The following is a 15,425-nucleotide window of genomic DNA, read 5'->3' as shown; positions in this document are numbered from 1 at the left end:
CCATGGGCCGCAGCGATGCCCAGGTCCTGCTGAGCCTGATGCGCGGGCAGCCCCGGCACGGCGCCCTGGCCGCGCGCCTGCAGGCCTTCTACGGTCCCCAGGCCGAGCACTACGACGCCTTCCGCGAGCGATTGCTGCACGGTCGCGCGGAACTGCTGTGGCAGTTGGCCCCGCGCCCCGGGGCCAGCGTGGTCGAACTGGGCGCCGGCACCGGGCGCAACCTGGGGTTTCTGGGGGAGCGCCTGAGCACCCTGGAGTCGGTCGAGCTGGTCGACCTGTGCCCGGCCCTGTTGGAGCAGGCGCGGCGACGGACCCGCCGGTTGCCCAATGTCCGGGTGGTGGAGGCCGATGCGGTGACCTACAGTCCGGCCCGCCCGGTGGATCTGGTCTATTTCTCCTACTCGCTCACCATGATCCCGGACTGGGAGGGCGCGCTGCGCAATGCCTTGACCATGCTCAAGCCGGGCGGCGCACTGGGTGTGGTGGACTTTTATGTGTCAGACCCCATCCCCGTGCCGGGGTTGGTCTACCACGGGGCCCTGACCCGCTGGTTCTGGCCGCGCTGGTTCGCCCATGACGGGGTGCGCCCCGACCCGGCCCACCTGCGCCTGCTGCGCCGGTTGCTGCCGGCGCATCGATTGACGCAGCACCGGGCCCCGGTTCCCTATCTGCCCGGGTTGCGGGTGCCCTATTACGTCTTTATCGGGCGGTTGCCGGGGGGTGATCATGCGCCGGAGTAACGAGTCAAGGACAAGCTGAACACGAATACTATCGTTGTCGTTGTCGTAATCGGGGCTATTGCATCGCTCCTCCGATTTCGACAACGACAACGACAACGGTGCGACAAGTGACCGTTCAACTCCTCCCCGGGCGTGGTTGGATGGGTTTCGCTTCGCTCTACCCATCCTCGGCGCTGCGGATGACGGGGGCCTCGATCATAACTCCGGCCACCTCGAGGGTGACAGCCGTCGCGGCCGGGGGGCCGCTCCTACGGCGTAGGAGCGGCCCCCCGGCCGCGACGGGTTGCCGCAAGGGCGCGTGGCCGGAGTGATGATCAAGGCCGATGGCGATCAGCCGTGCGGCTTTTCCTTCAGATGCGGATCGACGGGCGGGATCACGCTCATATTGGGGCTGGCCGGCAGACGCGGCATCGTAATTACGGGGAACTCACCGGTCAGGGCGTTGAGGAAGGCCACCAGGTCCGCCGCCTGGGCGTCGGTCAGGTCCTTGTTCAACTGGGTCTTGGCCATGACCCGCACCGCCTCGTCCAGGGTCGGCACCTGGCCGTTGCTGATATAGGGCGCGGTCAGCGCGATGTTGCGCAGGGTGGGGACCCGCCACAGATTCCGATCGGCCTCCTGCTTGGTCGCCTCGAAACGGCCCTGGTCCGCGGTCAGCTGATACTTGGCGTCATAGTCGCTGCCCGGGTAGGTGGGGAACTTCATGTAAAAGCCGGTGCCGATCGGAAGCGTCGGGCCGCTGAAGTTGGCGCCGGAGTGGCAGGAGGTACAGCCTAACGAGTCGAAGGTTTTCATCCCACGCACCTGCTGCTCGGTGAGGGCCTTTTTATTGCCCTTGACATAGCGGTCATAGGGTGAGTTGGGGGTGATCAGGGTCCGCTCGAAGGCGGCGACCGCTTTGGCGGCATTGTCGGCGCTGATCGGCTGGGCCTCGCCCGGGAAGGCCGCCTCGAACAGCGGCTTATATCCCGGAATTTTGTCGATCCGCCCCAGCACGTCCTGCAGGCTCCCCATGCCCATCTCGATGGGGTTGACCAGCGGCCCCTTGGCCTGGTCTTCCAGGGTTGCGGCGCGTCCATCCCAGAACTGCACTGAGTAGAAGGCGGCATTCCACACCGTCGGGGCACTGCGCCCGCCGCGGGCGTCATGCATCCCGATGGAGTTGGGACGGTTGTCGTCGCCCCCGGCCATGACGTTGTGGCAGGAATTGCAGGACAGGGTCCCGTGCTCCGAGAAGCGCGGGTCGAAAAAGAGGGTCTTGCCGAGTTGGACCTTGGCCTTGGTCGTCGGGTTGTCTGCCGGGGACGGGGCCTGATCGGGCAGGGCCTGCCAGTCCGCCGCCAGCGACGGCAAGGCGACGCCAAGGGTCAGGGCGCTGCCGAGCAGTAGGGTCGCTTTGGATCTCATCGTGACGAAACTCCTGATGACTCAATCCGGTTGGATAAGGATGGAAGGCTCCGGGGCGAACCGGGGGCGCCCTGGGACCTGTCGCTGACGCGGCGGTGGGCGTCACCGCGTCAGTGCGAATGACCGCCGCCGGCGGCGGTCGCCGGCGCCGCCGCGCTAATCATCGTGCTCTTCGGACTCCTTGTCACCCTCGCCGTCGGGTTGCGCGGCGGACCCGTGCCGGCCGTCCCCGCCCCGACCCTCATGCCCGTCTTCCTCGGCCTTGCCGTTGCGATCCAATAGAGACCGAAGGCGTGCAGCAGGGCATCGGTGATCGCGGTCGCGACGATCAGGGACCCGAACAGCACCAGGAACGGAACGACTTCTCTACGAACGATTGAGCGATTCATCGGGACCTCTACAACGCCAGGGTCAGATCGGCCGTTCCAGCAGCCGCAGTTGCGCGCGCTTGCGCCGCCACCCGAACAGCCCAAGGACGGCCACCTGGGCCAGGATCGCCGCGGTGATCAGGAGCACGAGGGTGGTGTTTGACATGATGTGTGTCCCGCGGGGCTTGCACCCCGATTCAGTTCTGCCGACGGCTTGGTTGGCGAACCCAGCGCCGTCGCCGCCACCCGTCCGCGGTGCTTGCGGCTCAGGACCCGGCAGGCGAGGCGGCTGGGTTTGGATGGGTCGCGTGTGCGACCGGGGACCAGGGTAACGGAGTGTGCCTGACGAAAGCCTATACGCAATCGTCAGCGTTCTGTCAGGAAGGCGATCAGCACGGCGATGGTCAGACTCCAGTGGAAAAACCGCACGAAGGGGTCCCAGACCCGCACCGGCTCGGGGCTATCGACTGCCGGGTGGGGCGCGACGGCGCCGCGTTGGGCGACGGCAGTGCTTGGGTTGGTCATGGTGCGATCTGCGCGAACGTACGCGGGAGTCGGCCTTCATCATTATTCCGGCCACCGTGCTGGGGTTGAGGTCACTGGTCCGCACAGCGGACCCTACGGCCCCGCGTCGTAGGGTCCGCTGTGCGGACCAGCGGCATCTCAGTCGACAACGTGGCCGGTGTTATGATCGAGGCCCGGTAGCCATTGCCTCAAACGACCGTGAGGAGGTCGCGCACCCGCTCCAACCGCCCGCGCACCTCGGAGGCGAGTTCGGTAATCTCCGGCTTGTCCACGAGTTGCAAGACCGCTTGCGGGTCCATGAAGGCGACGACGATGGTGCCGTCCGGCGCTTCCCGCACGATGACGTTGCAGGGCAACAGCAACCCGATGTCGGGTTCCGCCTCCAGGGCCCGGTTGGCCAGCGGCGGATTGCAGGCGCCGAGGATGCGGTAGGGCCGCCGCTCGACCCCCAGCTTGGCCTTGAGTGTGGCCTGGATGTCGATGTCGGTCAGGATGCCGAAACCCTCGCCTTTCAGCGCCTCGGTGACGCGGGAGACGGCTTGGTCGAAGGGAATATGCAGGGTCGTGGAAAATCCGTACATCGCGGGTCGTTCCTCATTGCGGGTATGGGAGTGGGGGCGCCAGACTAAGGCCGGCGGCGGGGATCAGGGCAGGGCGGCCTTGATCATTATTCCGGCCACCTCTGAGGGTGACATCCGTCGCGGCCTGGGGGCTACGGCGTAGGAGCGGCCCCCAGGCCGCGACGGGTTGCCGCAAGGGCCTATGGCCGGAGTTATGATCAAGGCCGGGCAGGGCGCAAGGCGCCGCGGCGGCGCGATACAGTTGAAGCATCACGATTAAGGCCGACCAGGACAAGCGCCATAGTGCCTTCCCAATCAGCAGTCTAAGGGCGGGCGACAGGCTCGTCTGTCCGTTGGCACACAGATGAAAATCTTTAGATGAAGATCTTTGCTAACGTCTTTGGCGGGCGCAGGCTGGAAGCGGGTCATCCGGTGTCGCAACTGGACGCGCACGAAGGCGCACACCCGCAATGCGGTGGCCGAATCCGCTTGCGGGTCGCGCATCAGCTCCCAAGGGGTGGTGAGCGTGAAGTCGTATCGTCGTCTCGGCCCTGAGGTCCGGTTGGCCGGGCCGCCGCCGGTGCAAACGGATGGGGAACCGACCAGGCAACGTCCGAACCTGTGATGTCACACGCGGGCGGCGGCGCCTGCCGAGTGGTGCCACGCAATGACCTCCTGCTCGGCCGCGATCCAGTCGTCGACCTCATGTCCCGGCGCGAAGCCGCGCCGCTGCGCCCGAAAATAGGCAGCTTGGCTGATGACCGGCAACAGTTCATCCATCGGCGGCCGCTGGGAAGCCGCATGCGGCTCTTGGATTGTCCGCAAAGGCACATGCCCGCTGTTGCCGCGGCGCCGTGGCGTCCGCTCGACCATCTGCAATGAACCCATTGGAGTATTCCTCTGTGAGTGGAGTTGGTGAGTGGGATTGGCGTGCACCGCGTCGCCGACGGCCGCTCGGCCGCCGGTTGCAATCCACACCCCTGACCAAGCATCTTGGTCAGGAATCCACTGTACGCGCCTCAGGCGCCAAAGGTCTATCCGGGGATCTACTCAGTCAGGAGCGATCGGCGCATCCGTAGTAGGGAAATGGTGCGGCGGGCGCCGTCCAAGTGTCCGGCCTTGCCGCGGGTCAGACCCCGGCCGTCCCGCGCGCCCGCCAACGTTCAGATATTTCGCCCCCGCGCGTCAATTAAGGATTAGACTGGTCATTTGACAGAGATCGACGAGGCTGTCCGCCTGCATGGCGGTCATGATGCGGGCGCGATGATTCTCGACCGTGCGCGGACTGATGGCAAGCGCCCGGGCGGTTTCTTTGTTGGACAATCCCTTGGTCACCAACTCCAGCACCTGACGCTCCCGCGCGGTCAGTGTCTGGTAGCGGGCGAGGGTGGCGGCACGCACGGCGCGCTGCCGGCGGCCTATTTCATCCTTGCTGAATGCCTCATAAATGCGCTCGATCAGAACCGCTCGGATGACGGGCTTTTCCACGAAGTCCACCGCCCCGGCCTTGATGGCCTTGACCGAGGTGGGGATATCCGCGTGACCGGTAATGAAGATGATCGGGATTTCACAGCCTTGCGCCGTCAATGCCTCCTGCAGGTCCAGGCCGCTCATGCCCTGCATCCGGACATCGAGGACCAGACAACCCGGACGTGCCGCGCGGCCAGCCCCCAGGAAGGCCTCGGCCGATGGGAATGACTCGACGCGCAATCCCTCTTTGCGCAGTGACCAGTCCAGTGCCTCGCGCATCCCCTCGTCGTCATCCACAATAAAGACTGTTGCTTGTTCGCTCACTGGGCGAGGCCTCCGCTTGGTAACGAGTCAGGAACAAGTTAAACACAACCACCATCGTTGTCGTTGTCGTTGTCGTTGTCGTTGTCGTAATCGTATTCGCATTCGTAATCGTAAAAGCGATGCAACGTGGGCTGCGAGCGAATCCGGGGTACGACGATAACTTCGATTACGACAACGACAACGACAACGACGCCAAAAGCATTCTCCAATGGACCTGTTCAAACTATCGGTCAACCGCATGACACCAACCAGCGACACCGCGGCCCCGCTTGCAGACCTCAGTCAGTGCGATGCCGAACCGATTCATATCCCCGGTTCGATTCAGCCGCACGGCGTCCTGCTGGTGTTGCAGGGCCCGCGACTGCGCATTACCCAGACCAGCCCGACCTGTCAGAGCCTACTTGGGATCGCCGCGGCCGAGCTGCTGGGGCGTGACCTGGCGACGGTGCTTGGTCCGGCGCTCGCCGACGCGGTTGGTCAGGCGCTCGAGCGCTACCGGGAGTTGCCGCACGCCCCGTCCTCGTTCGACTGGCAGCCGCCGCTGGGCGGCCAGGCCTTCGTCGGTTATGTCCACCGCAGCGATCCATTCACCATCCTGGAGTTGGAGGCGGCCCCCGCCGACGCGAGCGATGCCTTGACCCAGGCCGTACTGGGTTTCAGTGCGGTGCACGACGAGCCCGTCTTGCTCGAGAAGCTGCGGATCGCCGCGGCGCTGTTCCGGCGCCTGACCGGTTACGACCGGGTGATGATCTATCGCTTCGACCCGGACTGGCACGGTGAGGTGGTCGCCGAGGCCCGCCGGGACGATCTGGAGCCCTATCTCGGCCTGCACTTTCCCGCCTCGGACATCCCGGTCCAGGCCCGCCGCCTGTATCTGATCAACCCCACGCGGGTCATCGTCGATGTCGACTATTGCCCGTCCCCGCTGGTGCCGACGCTCGATCCGGTTACCGGGCTTGCCCTCGACCTGTCCCGCAGCCTGTTGCGCAGCGTCTCGCCGGTACATCTGGAGTATCTCCGCAACATGGGGGTCCGGGCCACGCTTACCACCTCGCTGTGCCGGGAGGGCCGGCTCTGGGGTCTGATTGCCTGCCATCACGACAGCCCACGCCGGGTCTCCAATGCGATTCGCCAGATTGCGGACTGGCTGGGGCAGGACCTGGCAACCCAGATCGGGCTCAAGGAAGAGATCAGTCGCCGGCACGCCGCCACGGCGCTGGAGGCGTGCCGCGGGCGCATCATGACCGCCATGCGTCAGGGTGCACGGCTGGCGTCCCTGCTGCAGGGGCCGGAACTGGCCGATGTCCTCGGCGCGATCGGCGCTGACGGCGTGGCGCTGATTGCCGGTGCCGAGATCACCACCGGCGGCGTGACGCCCGCGCCCGCGCGCATCGGCGACCTCGTCGCCGGCTTGAGCGCCCTGCACGCCAAGGACCCTTACCACCTCTTTGCCACCGAGTGTTTGAGCGATCATTTGGCCGGGACGGCCGACCTGGCCGCCACCGCAGCGGGGGTGACCCTGATCCCGCTCGATCAGGCGCAGTCGATCAAGCTGATCTGGTTTCGCGGCGAATACGTGCGGACCGTCACCTGGGGCGGCAATCCCGAAAAACCGGTGGAGGTCGCGGCGAATGTCCGCTTGAGTCCGCGCCAGTCCTTCGCCGCCTGGACCCAGAACGTGCGGCTGCGCAGCAAACGCTGGGCCCCGGACGAGTTGGAATCGGTCCGAAAACTCGGCGTGCTGATCGAGATCGAGTGGCGCAAAGTCGCCGAGGACGCCTTGCGTGCCAGCGAAGCCCTCTTGAGCGACGTCCTGGACTCCCTGACGGCCCATCTCGCCGTGCTGGACGGGCGCGGGGGGATTGCCCTGGTCAACGCCGCGTGGCGGCGCTTTGCCGAACAGAATGGCGGCGGGGCGGCCTGTCTGCCTGGAACGGACTATCTCGCGGTGTGCGAGCGGGCGGCAGCGGGTGAGGATGGTGATGGTGCGCAGGCACAGGCGGCACTGCATGGTATCCAACAGGTGCTCCGCGGACTGCAAAGCGCCTTCACGCTGCAATACCCCTGTGATTCCCCGAGCGAGGAGCGATGGTTTGAGATGCGCGTCCTGCCGCTGCGCGAATCCCGGGCGGGGGTGTTGATCGCGCATGAGGACATCACCGCTCGGAAGCGCTCCGAGCAGGTCTTGCGTGATGCCGACCAGCGCAAGGACGAATTCCTGGCCATGCTGGGGCACGAACTGCGTAATCCGCTCGCCCCCATCCGTCATGTGGCCGATGTGCTGACGCTGCATCCGATGCCGGAACAGTTGCCCTGGGCGGCCAGCATCCTCACGCGGCAGGTCAGCCACCTCGTCCGGCTGGTGGACGATCTGCTCGATGTCGCCCGTATCAACCGGGGGAAGTTGACACTTCATCGCAAACGCTTCGATCTGCGCGAGGCGGTGGAGCATGCCATCGAGCAAGTGCGTCCGATGCTCGACGCCCATGGTCAGCACCTGGATGTCGCGCTGGTGCCCACGCCCGTCACCGTGGACGGCGATCCGGAACGTCTGACCCAGGTCGTCGTCAACCTGCTCGGTAACGCCGCCAAGTTCAGCGCACGGGAGATGACGGTCTTCCTGGCCCTGGACACTGTGAACGGCGAGGCGCGCATCGTCGTGCGCGACCAGGGCGCCGGCCTGGCGGCGTCCCTGCTGCCACAGGTGTTCACCGCCTTCACCCAGGGCGAACAGACCCTGGACCGGCCCCGCGGCGGTCTGGGCCTGGGGCTGGCGCTCGTCAAGGGTCTGGTGGAACTGCACGCCGGACGGGTGCGTGCGGCGAGCCCGGGTCTGGGCGCGGGCAGTACCTTCACCGTGCAACTGCCGCTTGCGCCGAGCGTGCCGGCCCTGGCGGCGGCTCATCCCGAGCGGCCCATCAAGGGGCGCGTCATCCTGGTGATCGATGACGATCGGGATGTGGCGGCGGCCTGCGCCATGCTGCTGGGCTGCGTAGGGCAGCAGGTGCACACCGCGCACGATGGCCTGACCGGGCTGGAGGCCGTCGAGCGGTTCCAGCCCGATCTGATCCTGTTGGATATCGGGCTGCCCGACATGCTCGGCTATGAGGTGGCACACCGGCTGCGCGCCACCGTGGCGGGGCGCGCCGCGCGCCTGGTCGCACTCACCGGGTACGGCCAGGAAGGTGACCGGCAGCGCGCCTTGGAGGCCGGGTTCGACGAACACTTGCGCAAGCCGGTCGATTTGAAGACCCTGATCGCCGTGCTCGGGCGTTGTCCTTAGGGATGCAGACGCCGCCTTGGCGTCGCACGGCAGTCTTCTTAGCATGACGACACCCCCGTCGATCCAGCAATTTCGCGACCTGGGCCGTGCCCTGGCGGAGGCGGACGACCCGCAGACCTGTCGGGACCTGCTGCGCCGGATCGCGGCGCTCGAGCCGACCCTGCCGCCGTCCGGCAGCGCGTCGTACGCCGGTGCAGCAGCGGTACCGCCAGAGCCCTGGCCGGTACCTGCCTCCCCCCAGCCGGCGCCGCCGCACGCGGCCTTGGTCCAGACCCTGACCCACGAGCTGCGCCAACCACTGGCCGCCATCGCCATGTACAGCAATGCCGCTGCCCACCTCGTCGCGTCCGGCGCGTTGCCGACGCACGAGTTGGTGCAGGTACTGGGCCGGATCGACGCGCAGGTCGAGCGTGCCGCACAGCTGCTGGCGCGGGCGCTCACCGCGGTCGGCGACGCGCAGGACCCACCGGCACCCAAGGAGCCTTGACCGGCGTTGCAGTTTTAGCCAGAGGCCCGCGCTAGGTATTTCCACGGACGTCGGGACCCGACCCAATCGGTAGGATATTGCGTGTCGGTGCATCTTACTCACGCAGAGCCGCAGAGGCGCAGAGAATCTTCTTCTCTGCGGCCGCAGCGTCTTGGCGTGAGATTTCTTCGCGCCCCTAAACCCCGCCTAGCATGGGATGCGTAGTTTTTCCTCTTCCGGATCGAGGCTCGTTCGGGTCCAAAGCCGGTCGGCGATCGCAAACGGCTCGAGGTTGATCGTCTTCGCAAAGTCGCGCACGCGCGTGATCAGTTCCTCGGCGGTGGCGTGACAGTGATGATAGGTGACATCCTCGCGCAACCAGCGCCACAGGGCTTCGACCGGCATGAAATCAGGGCTATAACTGGGTAGCGGCAGCAGCGTGATGGCCAGTTCCGCGGCCAGCGCCACCACGGCGCCAGCGCGGTGATAAGACGCCCCATCCCAGCTCAGGACGATCTCGCGGGTCGGCTCGCATTCACGCAGCCGGTGCAAGACCGTCAGCGTGTGATCGGTGTTGCCGCGGGGGAAATCCCAGATCGCCACCTGGCCGTGGTTGTAGAAATACAGGCCGTAGAAGCTCACCTTGGCCGACAGGCCAGGGGTGTGGGAGCCGACCCACAGACGCTCCCCGACCGGCGCCCAGCCATACCCCAGATCGGCTTCTTGATGGATGTGGGCTTCATCCACATAGACGATTAACGGCGGTTCGTCCTTCAGGGTGCGTGCCAACAGCGCTTGCAGTTGCACGACGAAAGCCTCGCGCGCGGCGGTCGTGGCACGGTTGAGCAGCGCCTTGGCCTTTTTCCAGGAAAATCCGAGGCGTTTGAGCGCCTGGCGGAGCGTTTCCCGACTGATTTGATGCCCAAACTGCGTCCCGATCCACGTCACCAGTCGCTTGAGGGTCCAGCGCGGCGGCGCCGTGTGTTGATCAAGCGCGCGGCTTGGTGCCAGTCGCCCGGTCTCCAGGTCCTTGTCCACCGTGGGCGCGGCGGCGGCGGCGAGCCCCGCCCGGAGCAGCGCGTCAAGCGCCTGCTCTTTCACCTGGCAAAAAAAGGGGGTGAGACCACCCGTGTGTTGAAAGACCAGCCCTTCGGGACCGGCGTCGTTATACCAGTGCACCCAACGCATCAGCGTTTGCGCATGGTGCGTCGTGCCCCGCGCAACTGCCGTGATGCCATGTCCCTGCTGGGTCAGTTCGTACAAGGCCAGGAACCGTTCACGGGTGCGCGCATGGGCCGCCATCAACGCTTCAACCCGCAGGTCCTCAGGGGTTTGATTCCACTTGGCGAGATCCAATTTCAGCATACACTTAACGCCTGGCTTTGTAGGTGGCCTCACCGCCTGACGAAATTCCTGGTGCGGGGCTCAACCTTAGCACAAAAACTACACGTTCCGCTCTGGACGCGGTTTAGTACCCTATTTCGCCTAATCTTGCGCCGCTCAAGCCCCGAAGGGGCGTGACATACCAGCCCAGGGCAACGCCCTGGGTATGAGATATAAGGATCCCCCCAGCCCTGAAAGGGCGTGACATAAGGAGCCCCACCATTATGTCACGCCCTTTCAGGGCTGGGCCGGATAAACCACGCTATCCCAGGGCGTTGCCCTGGGCTGGTATGTTCGACCCCGTTGGGGTCGGTACGTAACATAAGGTGGAACCGGGTACTAGGTATTTTCCCGGACGCCGGGACCCGACCCAAGGGGTAGGATCCTTGAGTGTTGGTGCAGCGCGGCAGACAGGGCGAAGAGCGGGACGAGGGGGACATCCATGACACGCGATCGCCATTTCTGCAACGACGTGATCGCTGCCGCCGTTGCCGACACATTCACAATGAAGGGGGACAATTCATGCAAACCTTGGGAGAGTACCGCGGTATCCACTCGGACCTGCGCCGGATGATCGATGACCTGCGCGAGCTCCTCACCATGGAGCAACTGAGTATCCGCCCCAACGCCAGGACCGCGTACGAACTGCTGTGTGACCTGGGCGAGCGGGTCGACCGGCATCTGGCGCAGGAGGATCACGACCTGTACCCCAGCCTGCTGATTCATGAGGACCCCAGGGTCAACTCCATTGCCTGGGGCTTCATCATCGGGGAGATGCCCATGCGCAAGATCTTCGCTGATTATCGCGCGCGCTGGCTCCAGAACTGCGACATCAACGTCACCGATCAATTTCTGGTCGACACCGACAAAGTCTTCGACCTGGTCGCGCACCGCCTGGATGGCGAGGAACAGGTCCTCTTCCCCAAGATGGTCGAGATCGGCATGTTCCGTGAGGCGCGTCGCTAGCCTCGTTGCCGTCCCCGCGCGCGAAGGTCCGGACCTGTCGCGGCGTCGATCGGGCGTGCCCATCCGGGGGCGCGTCAAGGTCTGGAGGATGGGCACGCTGCGCTTTGCCCATCCTCTCATAGGCTATTCAAGCATAAAAAAATTGGTCTTTCAGCACCTTAGGTCCGCGCGAAAACCTTCGGCCGATTCCGATAGACTCCCGCTATCGCAAAGCGCCTTTGGCACTCGCGCGGCAATCATCGCGGGCCAGGGCGGTGCTCGCGGACGGTCCGCCATGGGGTCGGCCAAACCTCTCGCATGGGATGTCCGCAAAGGGCCACTGGGGCCGTGTGCAGCATCAGATCAGTTTCATTGGGTATGCCAGCCCATGGGCCGTCCCGGGCGTCGCCTCATGACTACGATGGGACCTGCAAGCAGCCCGAGGATGGGTTGGAGGTCGACGCCGGGGAACCATCGTCATGGCCCGTTTTCGCTGCATGATCAAATCATCACGGCACGCTCCGCAGCGGTGGTCGCAGGTACCCTCAGGCGCCGGCGACCGCACTTAAGTTAAACAGTTTCTCGGCCTGGAAGGTGCGGCCGTGGGCGTGGTGCCAGAGGGCTCTGGCAAGCTTGCGCATGAGTTCGACCACCTGTTTACCGGCCATCGCGCCGGGGCGCTCGGTCTTGGCCGCGAACCAGCGCGCGACGCTCGGCTCGTGGCCGATCAGGCGTAACGCGGCGAAGTAGAGGTAGAAACGCGCCACCGACGGGCCGCGCTTGGTGATCTTGAGCTTACCCTTGTGCTTGCCGCTGCTGCGCTCTTTGAGGTTGAGTCCAAACGCCTTGCAGTAGCTCGCCGTATCGGGGTAGCTCAACGGACTGCCGACGGCGGCGACCAACACGGCGCTGGTGACCTGTCCGACCACCGGGGCCATGACCTTGAGCAGCGCGTCCTCACCCACCGCCTAGGGTGTTCAATATCTCACCTATATCGCAAATTAAATTCATGCAGTTTTCGTGTTTGACACAAAATCAATGAGAGCACGCCGACGCCGGGCCAGCATCGACGCACCGAGGTGCGTTGTCGCCCACTGCTCGACATCAATAGTACGCACCGATTCCATCGCCTCCTGAATCAACGGAGTCGCCAGGTCGGCGATGAAGGCAGGAATCGCAAGCACCAGCTTACCGATCTCCTTGAGCGGCCCCCTGGTGGTGAAGCATTTGTATTTCCCGAAGACCGATTCGATGATATCGGAGGAGGCCAGCCAGACACTATCAGTCGGGATCTTGGCGGATTCCAATGCGACCTTCGCGAGAGTCTGTTGGGTAAAGGCCGCCGCCCGTGGGGTGAGCGTTGACGGCGGTGGCAGCGTGGCCTGGAGTGATTCTTGGGAGCCCTGCTGAAGACCCGTGGATTTGAGATGCGACTGAATCAGCTTGGATTGCGCCATCATTTGCGCGTAATCCACCAGGTCATCCCGGTAGGACAGTAGCCAGGCAAAGCCGTCAAGGAAGCGGCTGTACCCGGCGTCCGCTTGCTGCCAGAACACATCGTCGAGCGTATCACTCTCGAGGTCTGAGTGTGTCTGCAGTGCCTGGCAAAAAGCCGCCCGGTCGGGATAGCGAATGCCGACGATGGCCCGCAATGGGTGCGCCCGGGCGGCGCCGAACCGCGCGCACAGGTGCTCCCATGCCGGCCACTTCAGGATGTATTGCGCGCGGATCGCGCTGAAGTCGCCGCGATCATGGTAGGCGAGGACGCGTTGTGCCCACCGCACATGGACATCCAGATTCATAAAACGCGCCTTGATGCGCTGCCGAGGCGGCAGCAAGAAGGCGAGATCGGTCTGCTGCAAGGACGACCACGCGCGGCGACAGTGCGCCAGCAAGGACTCCCAGCGCGCATCTCGGCCCATCTCGGCCTTGAGCCGCGTCGCAATAAGATGCGATATATCATAAGTATAGACGCAGGCAGTGGCGTGCTCCTGAAACAAGGCGATGCCCTTGTGCAGGTCGCTGCCGTGGTCGGCAACGATCTGGACTGGTGGACCGGTGCGTTGCGCAACGCGCCTGAGCACTTGTGCGACCCACGCTCCCGTGCTGTGTGTTGTGATCTCCACGGCCAGCACCTGCATGGCGCCGTGACACGGGCTGTAACCGCTCTGGGCCAGTGCACTCACCGGAATACCCAGGATGACGAGGCACTTGGACGCCCCCAAGGCGATCGTATGGTCGGCGACGTAGATCCAATCCGTGCGCCATTGCGGTTGGCGATTGAGAATCGCGAGACCGCAGCGATAGACCCAGTTGAGCACGGTGGTGTGGGCTGGCGCCGCCACCGGGAGTGACGCGCCGAACAGATTCAATACCCGCGCCACCCCGCGGCTGCCGAGCCCCGCGTGCAGATACAGCCGCATGGTTAACTGCATGACCATGACCGAATAGTGATGGCCGACCGGCGGGGACAGCGCAAGGTGTGGTGGCTCATCCGCTGGTTCGTCATCCGCCGGCGCCGCGGCCTCTTCGGCTCCCGTTCGCGCACGCTCCGCCTTTAGCGCACGCGCCTTCCACTGCGCGCGGCTGTGCTCCAGATCCCGAATCTTGACCTCCGCGGCCCGCAGGCGCTGCTGCCGCTCCAACGCTTTCGCCTTCCAGGCATCACGTGATCGCTGGAACAGGTTGGCCAGACGGCTCGCTGGGCTCTTGAATGCATTCATCACGTCGTGCGTGCTCCGGCAAGGCGGTCAGATCACCGCGCCAGTAGACTGATCAAGCGTTCGTCGTTTGTCAACGGCTTGGCATGAGAAAGTGTCGCACGCGTCATCGTACTCCCCCAAGCACAGAACCGACCGCCGGGCCTTCCAGGCAACACGCTTCTTGCATCGACTTTTCGGCGCCTTTTTAGGTCAGATTGAACACCCTACCCACCGCCTGTTCGACCAGTCGCTCAATGCGGCGCAGTTCCTCGCCCGTGGCGATCAAGCGTTTGGCCTCCCACCGCAGCAGTTGGCGCTCTTCGAGCACACACGGCAGCCCCAGCGTGGTGGCAGCGCTCTGTAACACCGCCTCGATCTTCTCCGCGCGCAACCCGCCGCGTCCGGTCTTACACATCAGCGCACGGGCCTGACGCTCCAACTCGTGCACCTGGGCGGGTCCGCCGAAGTCGGCGATCAAACGATGCAGCGTCGCGCTGTCGAGCCCCAGCAGCGCCATTGCCTCCGGCCAGTGCCGCGCCAACAACGCCTCCAAGCGGTTGAGTTGCTGTTGGTAGAGCCCCTTGCACTGGTACAGCATCTGCAATTGAGCGTTGAGCCCACGCCGCTGCGCGTCGTTCTCCACCCAGACCTGGGTGTGCCCGTTGCCATGCAACTCGGCGATGATGTCGGTGGCCTTGGCGTCGTGCGAACTCGGTACGCCGTCGTAGACCTCCGCCTCATCGTGCACCCGCTTGGCGCTCACCTGGTACACCGTCACGCCCAGCCTCCGCAACTGCCAGCGCAACGCGTCGCCGTAGGTGCCGCTGGACTCCATGACAGCCTCAACCGGCGCCACCGCCGCCAAGCGCCCGATCCCGGCGAGCAACTCTGCGCTCTGCTCGGGATGGCGCCACTTCACGCGTCCCAAGTGCGCTCCGTCGCGCAGGTCCACGCGGCCCACGAAGTCCTCCTTCGCCACGTCCACGGCAAAGACCACGACCTCGCCGGCCGCCTGGCTGGCCCATGCCTCCCAGTTCACCCTCTTGACCTCCACCGTACGATATCTACCCTTACTCATGGGGACACCTCCGACACTTCGGGTTGTACCTGCAAGTCAAGCACTCGCGGGCCGAATCATGAGGGTCCCCTTTGTTTTTCCCGCCCCCAATGTCGGGATTCCGGCGCCGGGGAAGCACTCACGGCACGCCTTTGCCTTTGTCCATAACTGACTACCACCGACGATCAAGCCGAC

At 65.0% G+C, this 15,425-nt stretch carries 15 protein-coding genes; 4 read left to right on the top strand and 11 right to left on the bottom strand.

Features of this window, described 5'->3' with window-relative positions:
• Window positions 1-2 precede the first annotated feature (2 nt).
• Window positions 3-740 carry a class I SAM-dependent methyltransferase gene (locus THSYN_RS17655; protein WP_100920289.1) on the top strand — a complete coding sequence of 246 codons (738 nt, stop codon included), beginning with the start codon at window positions 3-5 and terminating at the stop codon, window positions 738-740.
• 330 nt (window positions 741-1,070) lie between these two features.
• Here the strand turns inward: THSYN_RS17655 and THSYN_RS17650 are convergent, their stop codons facing one another.
• The 7 genes from THSYN_RS17650 to THSYN_RS17625 all read right to left on the bottom strand — a co-directional run bounded on the left by THSYN_RS17650 (window position 1,071) and on the right by THSYN_RS17625 (window position 5,394).
• The gene (locus THSYN_RS17650) at window positions 1,071-2,147 is read right to left on the bottom strand and encodes a cytochrome-c peroxidase (RefSeq protein WP_100920288.1); all 1,077 of its coding nucleotides are present in this window, start codon (window positions 2,145-2,147) and stop codon (window positions 1,071-1,073) included.
• A gap of 110 nt (window positions 2,148-2,257) precedes the next feature.
• Window positions 2,258-2,536 (bottom strand): hypothetical protein, encoded by a 279-nt coding sequence (locus THSYN_RS17645; protein ID WP_100920287.1) that lies wholly within the window; start codon window positions 2,534-2,536, stop codon window positions 2,258-2,260.
• Window positions 2,537-2,558: 22 nt separating this feature from the next.
• Window positions 2,559-2,681, bottom strand: coding sequence for a hypothetical protein (locus THSYN_RS36715; RefSeq protein WP_257791188.1), 123 nt, complete (start codon window positions 2,679-2,681; stop codon window positions 2,559-2,561).
• Window positions 2,682-2,881: 200 nt separating this feature from the next.
• Window positions 2,882-3,040: a hypothetical protein gene (locus THSYN_RS35415; protein WP_216644567.1), complete on the bottom strand. Its 159-nt coding sequence runs from the start codon at window positions 3,038-3,040 to the stop codon at window positions 2,882-2,884.
• 188 nt (window positions 3,041-3,228) lie between these two features.
• Entirely contained in the window at window positions 3,229-3,621 is a 393-nt protein-coding gene (locus THSYN_RS17635) for a DUF302 domain-containing protein (RefSeq protein WP_100920286.1), read from the bottom strand.
• A gap of 606 nt (window positions 3,622-4,227) precedes the next feature.
• Window positions 4,228-4,488: a DUF2934 domain-containing protein gene (locus THSYN_RS17630; protein ID WP_100920285.1), complete on the bottom strand. Its 261-nt coding sequence runs from the start codon at window positions 4,486-4,488 to the stop codon at window positions 4,228-4,230.
• A 297-nt stretch (window positions 4,489-4,785) separates the two neighbouring features.
• Window positions 4,786-5,394, bottom strand: a complete 609-nt coding sequence (locus THSYN_RS17625) for a response regulator transcription factor (RefSeq protein ID WP_100920284.1) — start codon at window positions 5,392-5,394, stop codon at window positions 4,786-4,788.
• A gap of 238 nt (window positions 5,395-5,632) precedes the next feature.
• On the opposite strand from THSYN_RS17625, the gene THSYN_RS17620 reads away from it, so the two are divergent.
• Together THSYN_RS17620 and THSYN_RS17615 are read left to right on the top strand one after the other, a co-directional pair.
• Window positions 5,633-8,677 carry an ATP-binding protein gene (locus THSYN_RS17620; RefSeq protein ID WP_172965306.1) on the top strand — a complete coding sequence of 1,015 codons (3,045 nt, stop codon included), beginning with the start codon at window positions 5,633-5,635 and terminating at the stop codon, window positions 8,675-8,677.
• Between the two features lie 43 nt (window positions 8,678-8,720).
• A complete protein-coding gene (locus THSYN_RS17615; RefSeq protein ID WP_100920282.1) occupies window positions 8,721-9,164 on the top strand; it encodes a histidine kinase dimerization/phospho-acceptor domain-containing protein in 444 nt (147 codons plus the stop codon).
• 186 nt (window positions 9,165-9,350) lie between these two features.
• Here THSYN_RS17615 and THSYN_RS17610 read toward each other — a convergent pair whose 3' ends face one another.
• Window positions 9,351-10,508 (bottom strand): IS630 family transposase, encoded by a 1,158-nt coding sequence (locus THSYN_RS17610; protein WP_100918548.1) that lies wholly within the window; start codon window positions 10,506-10,508, stop codon window positions 9,351-9,353.
• A gap of 540 nt (window positions 10,509-11,048) precedes the next feature.
• Between THSYN_RS17610 and THSYN_RS17605 the strand changes: the two genes are divergently transcribed.
• Complete coding sequence (locus THSYN_RS17605) at window positions 11,049-11,492, top strand: hemerythrin domain-containing protein (RefSeq protein ID WP_100920281.1); 444 nt, start codon at window positions 11,049-11,051, stop codon at window positions 11,490-11,492.
• 524 nt (window positions 11,493-12,016) lie between these two features.
• Here the strand turns inward: THSYN_RS17605 and THSYN_RS17600 are convergent.
• From THSYN_RS17600 to THSYN_RS17590, 3 genes are all read right to left on the bottom strand, one after another.
• A complete protein-coding gene (locus tag THSYN_RS17600) occupies window positions 12,017-12,436 on the bottom strand; it encodes a transposase (RefSeq protein ID WP_100920280.1) in 420 nt (139 codons plus the stop codon).
• Window positions 12,437-12,478: 42 nt separating this feature from the next.
• Window positions 12,479-14,194 carry a hypothetical protein gene (locus THSYN_RS17595; RefSeq protein WP_100918731.1) on the bottom strand — a complete coding sequence of 572 codons (1,716 nt, stop codon included), beginning with the start codon at window positions 14,192-14,194 and terminating at the stop codon, window positions 12,479-12,481.
• Window positions 14,195-14,378: 184 nt separating this feature from the next.
• Complete coding sequence (locus THSYN_RS17590) at window positions 14,379-15,251, bottom strand: IS110 family transposase (protein WP_157817755.1); 873 nt, start codon at window positions 15,249-15,251, stop codon at window positions 14,379-14,381.
• Between the last annotated feature and the right edge of the window lie 174 nt (window positions 15,252-15,425).

Source organism: Candidatus Thiodictyon syntrophicum (assembly GCF_002813775.1).
GTDB lineage: Bacteria > Pseudomonadota > Gammaproteobacteria > Chromatiales > Chromatiaceae > Thiodictyon > Thiodictyon syntrophicum.
This window is presented reverse-complemented; position numbering and strand designations above follow the sequence as displayed.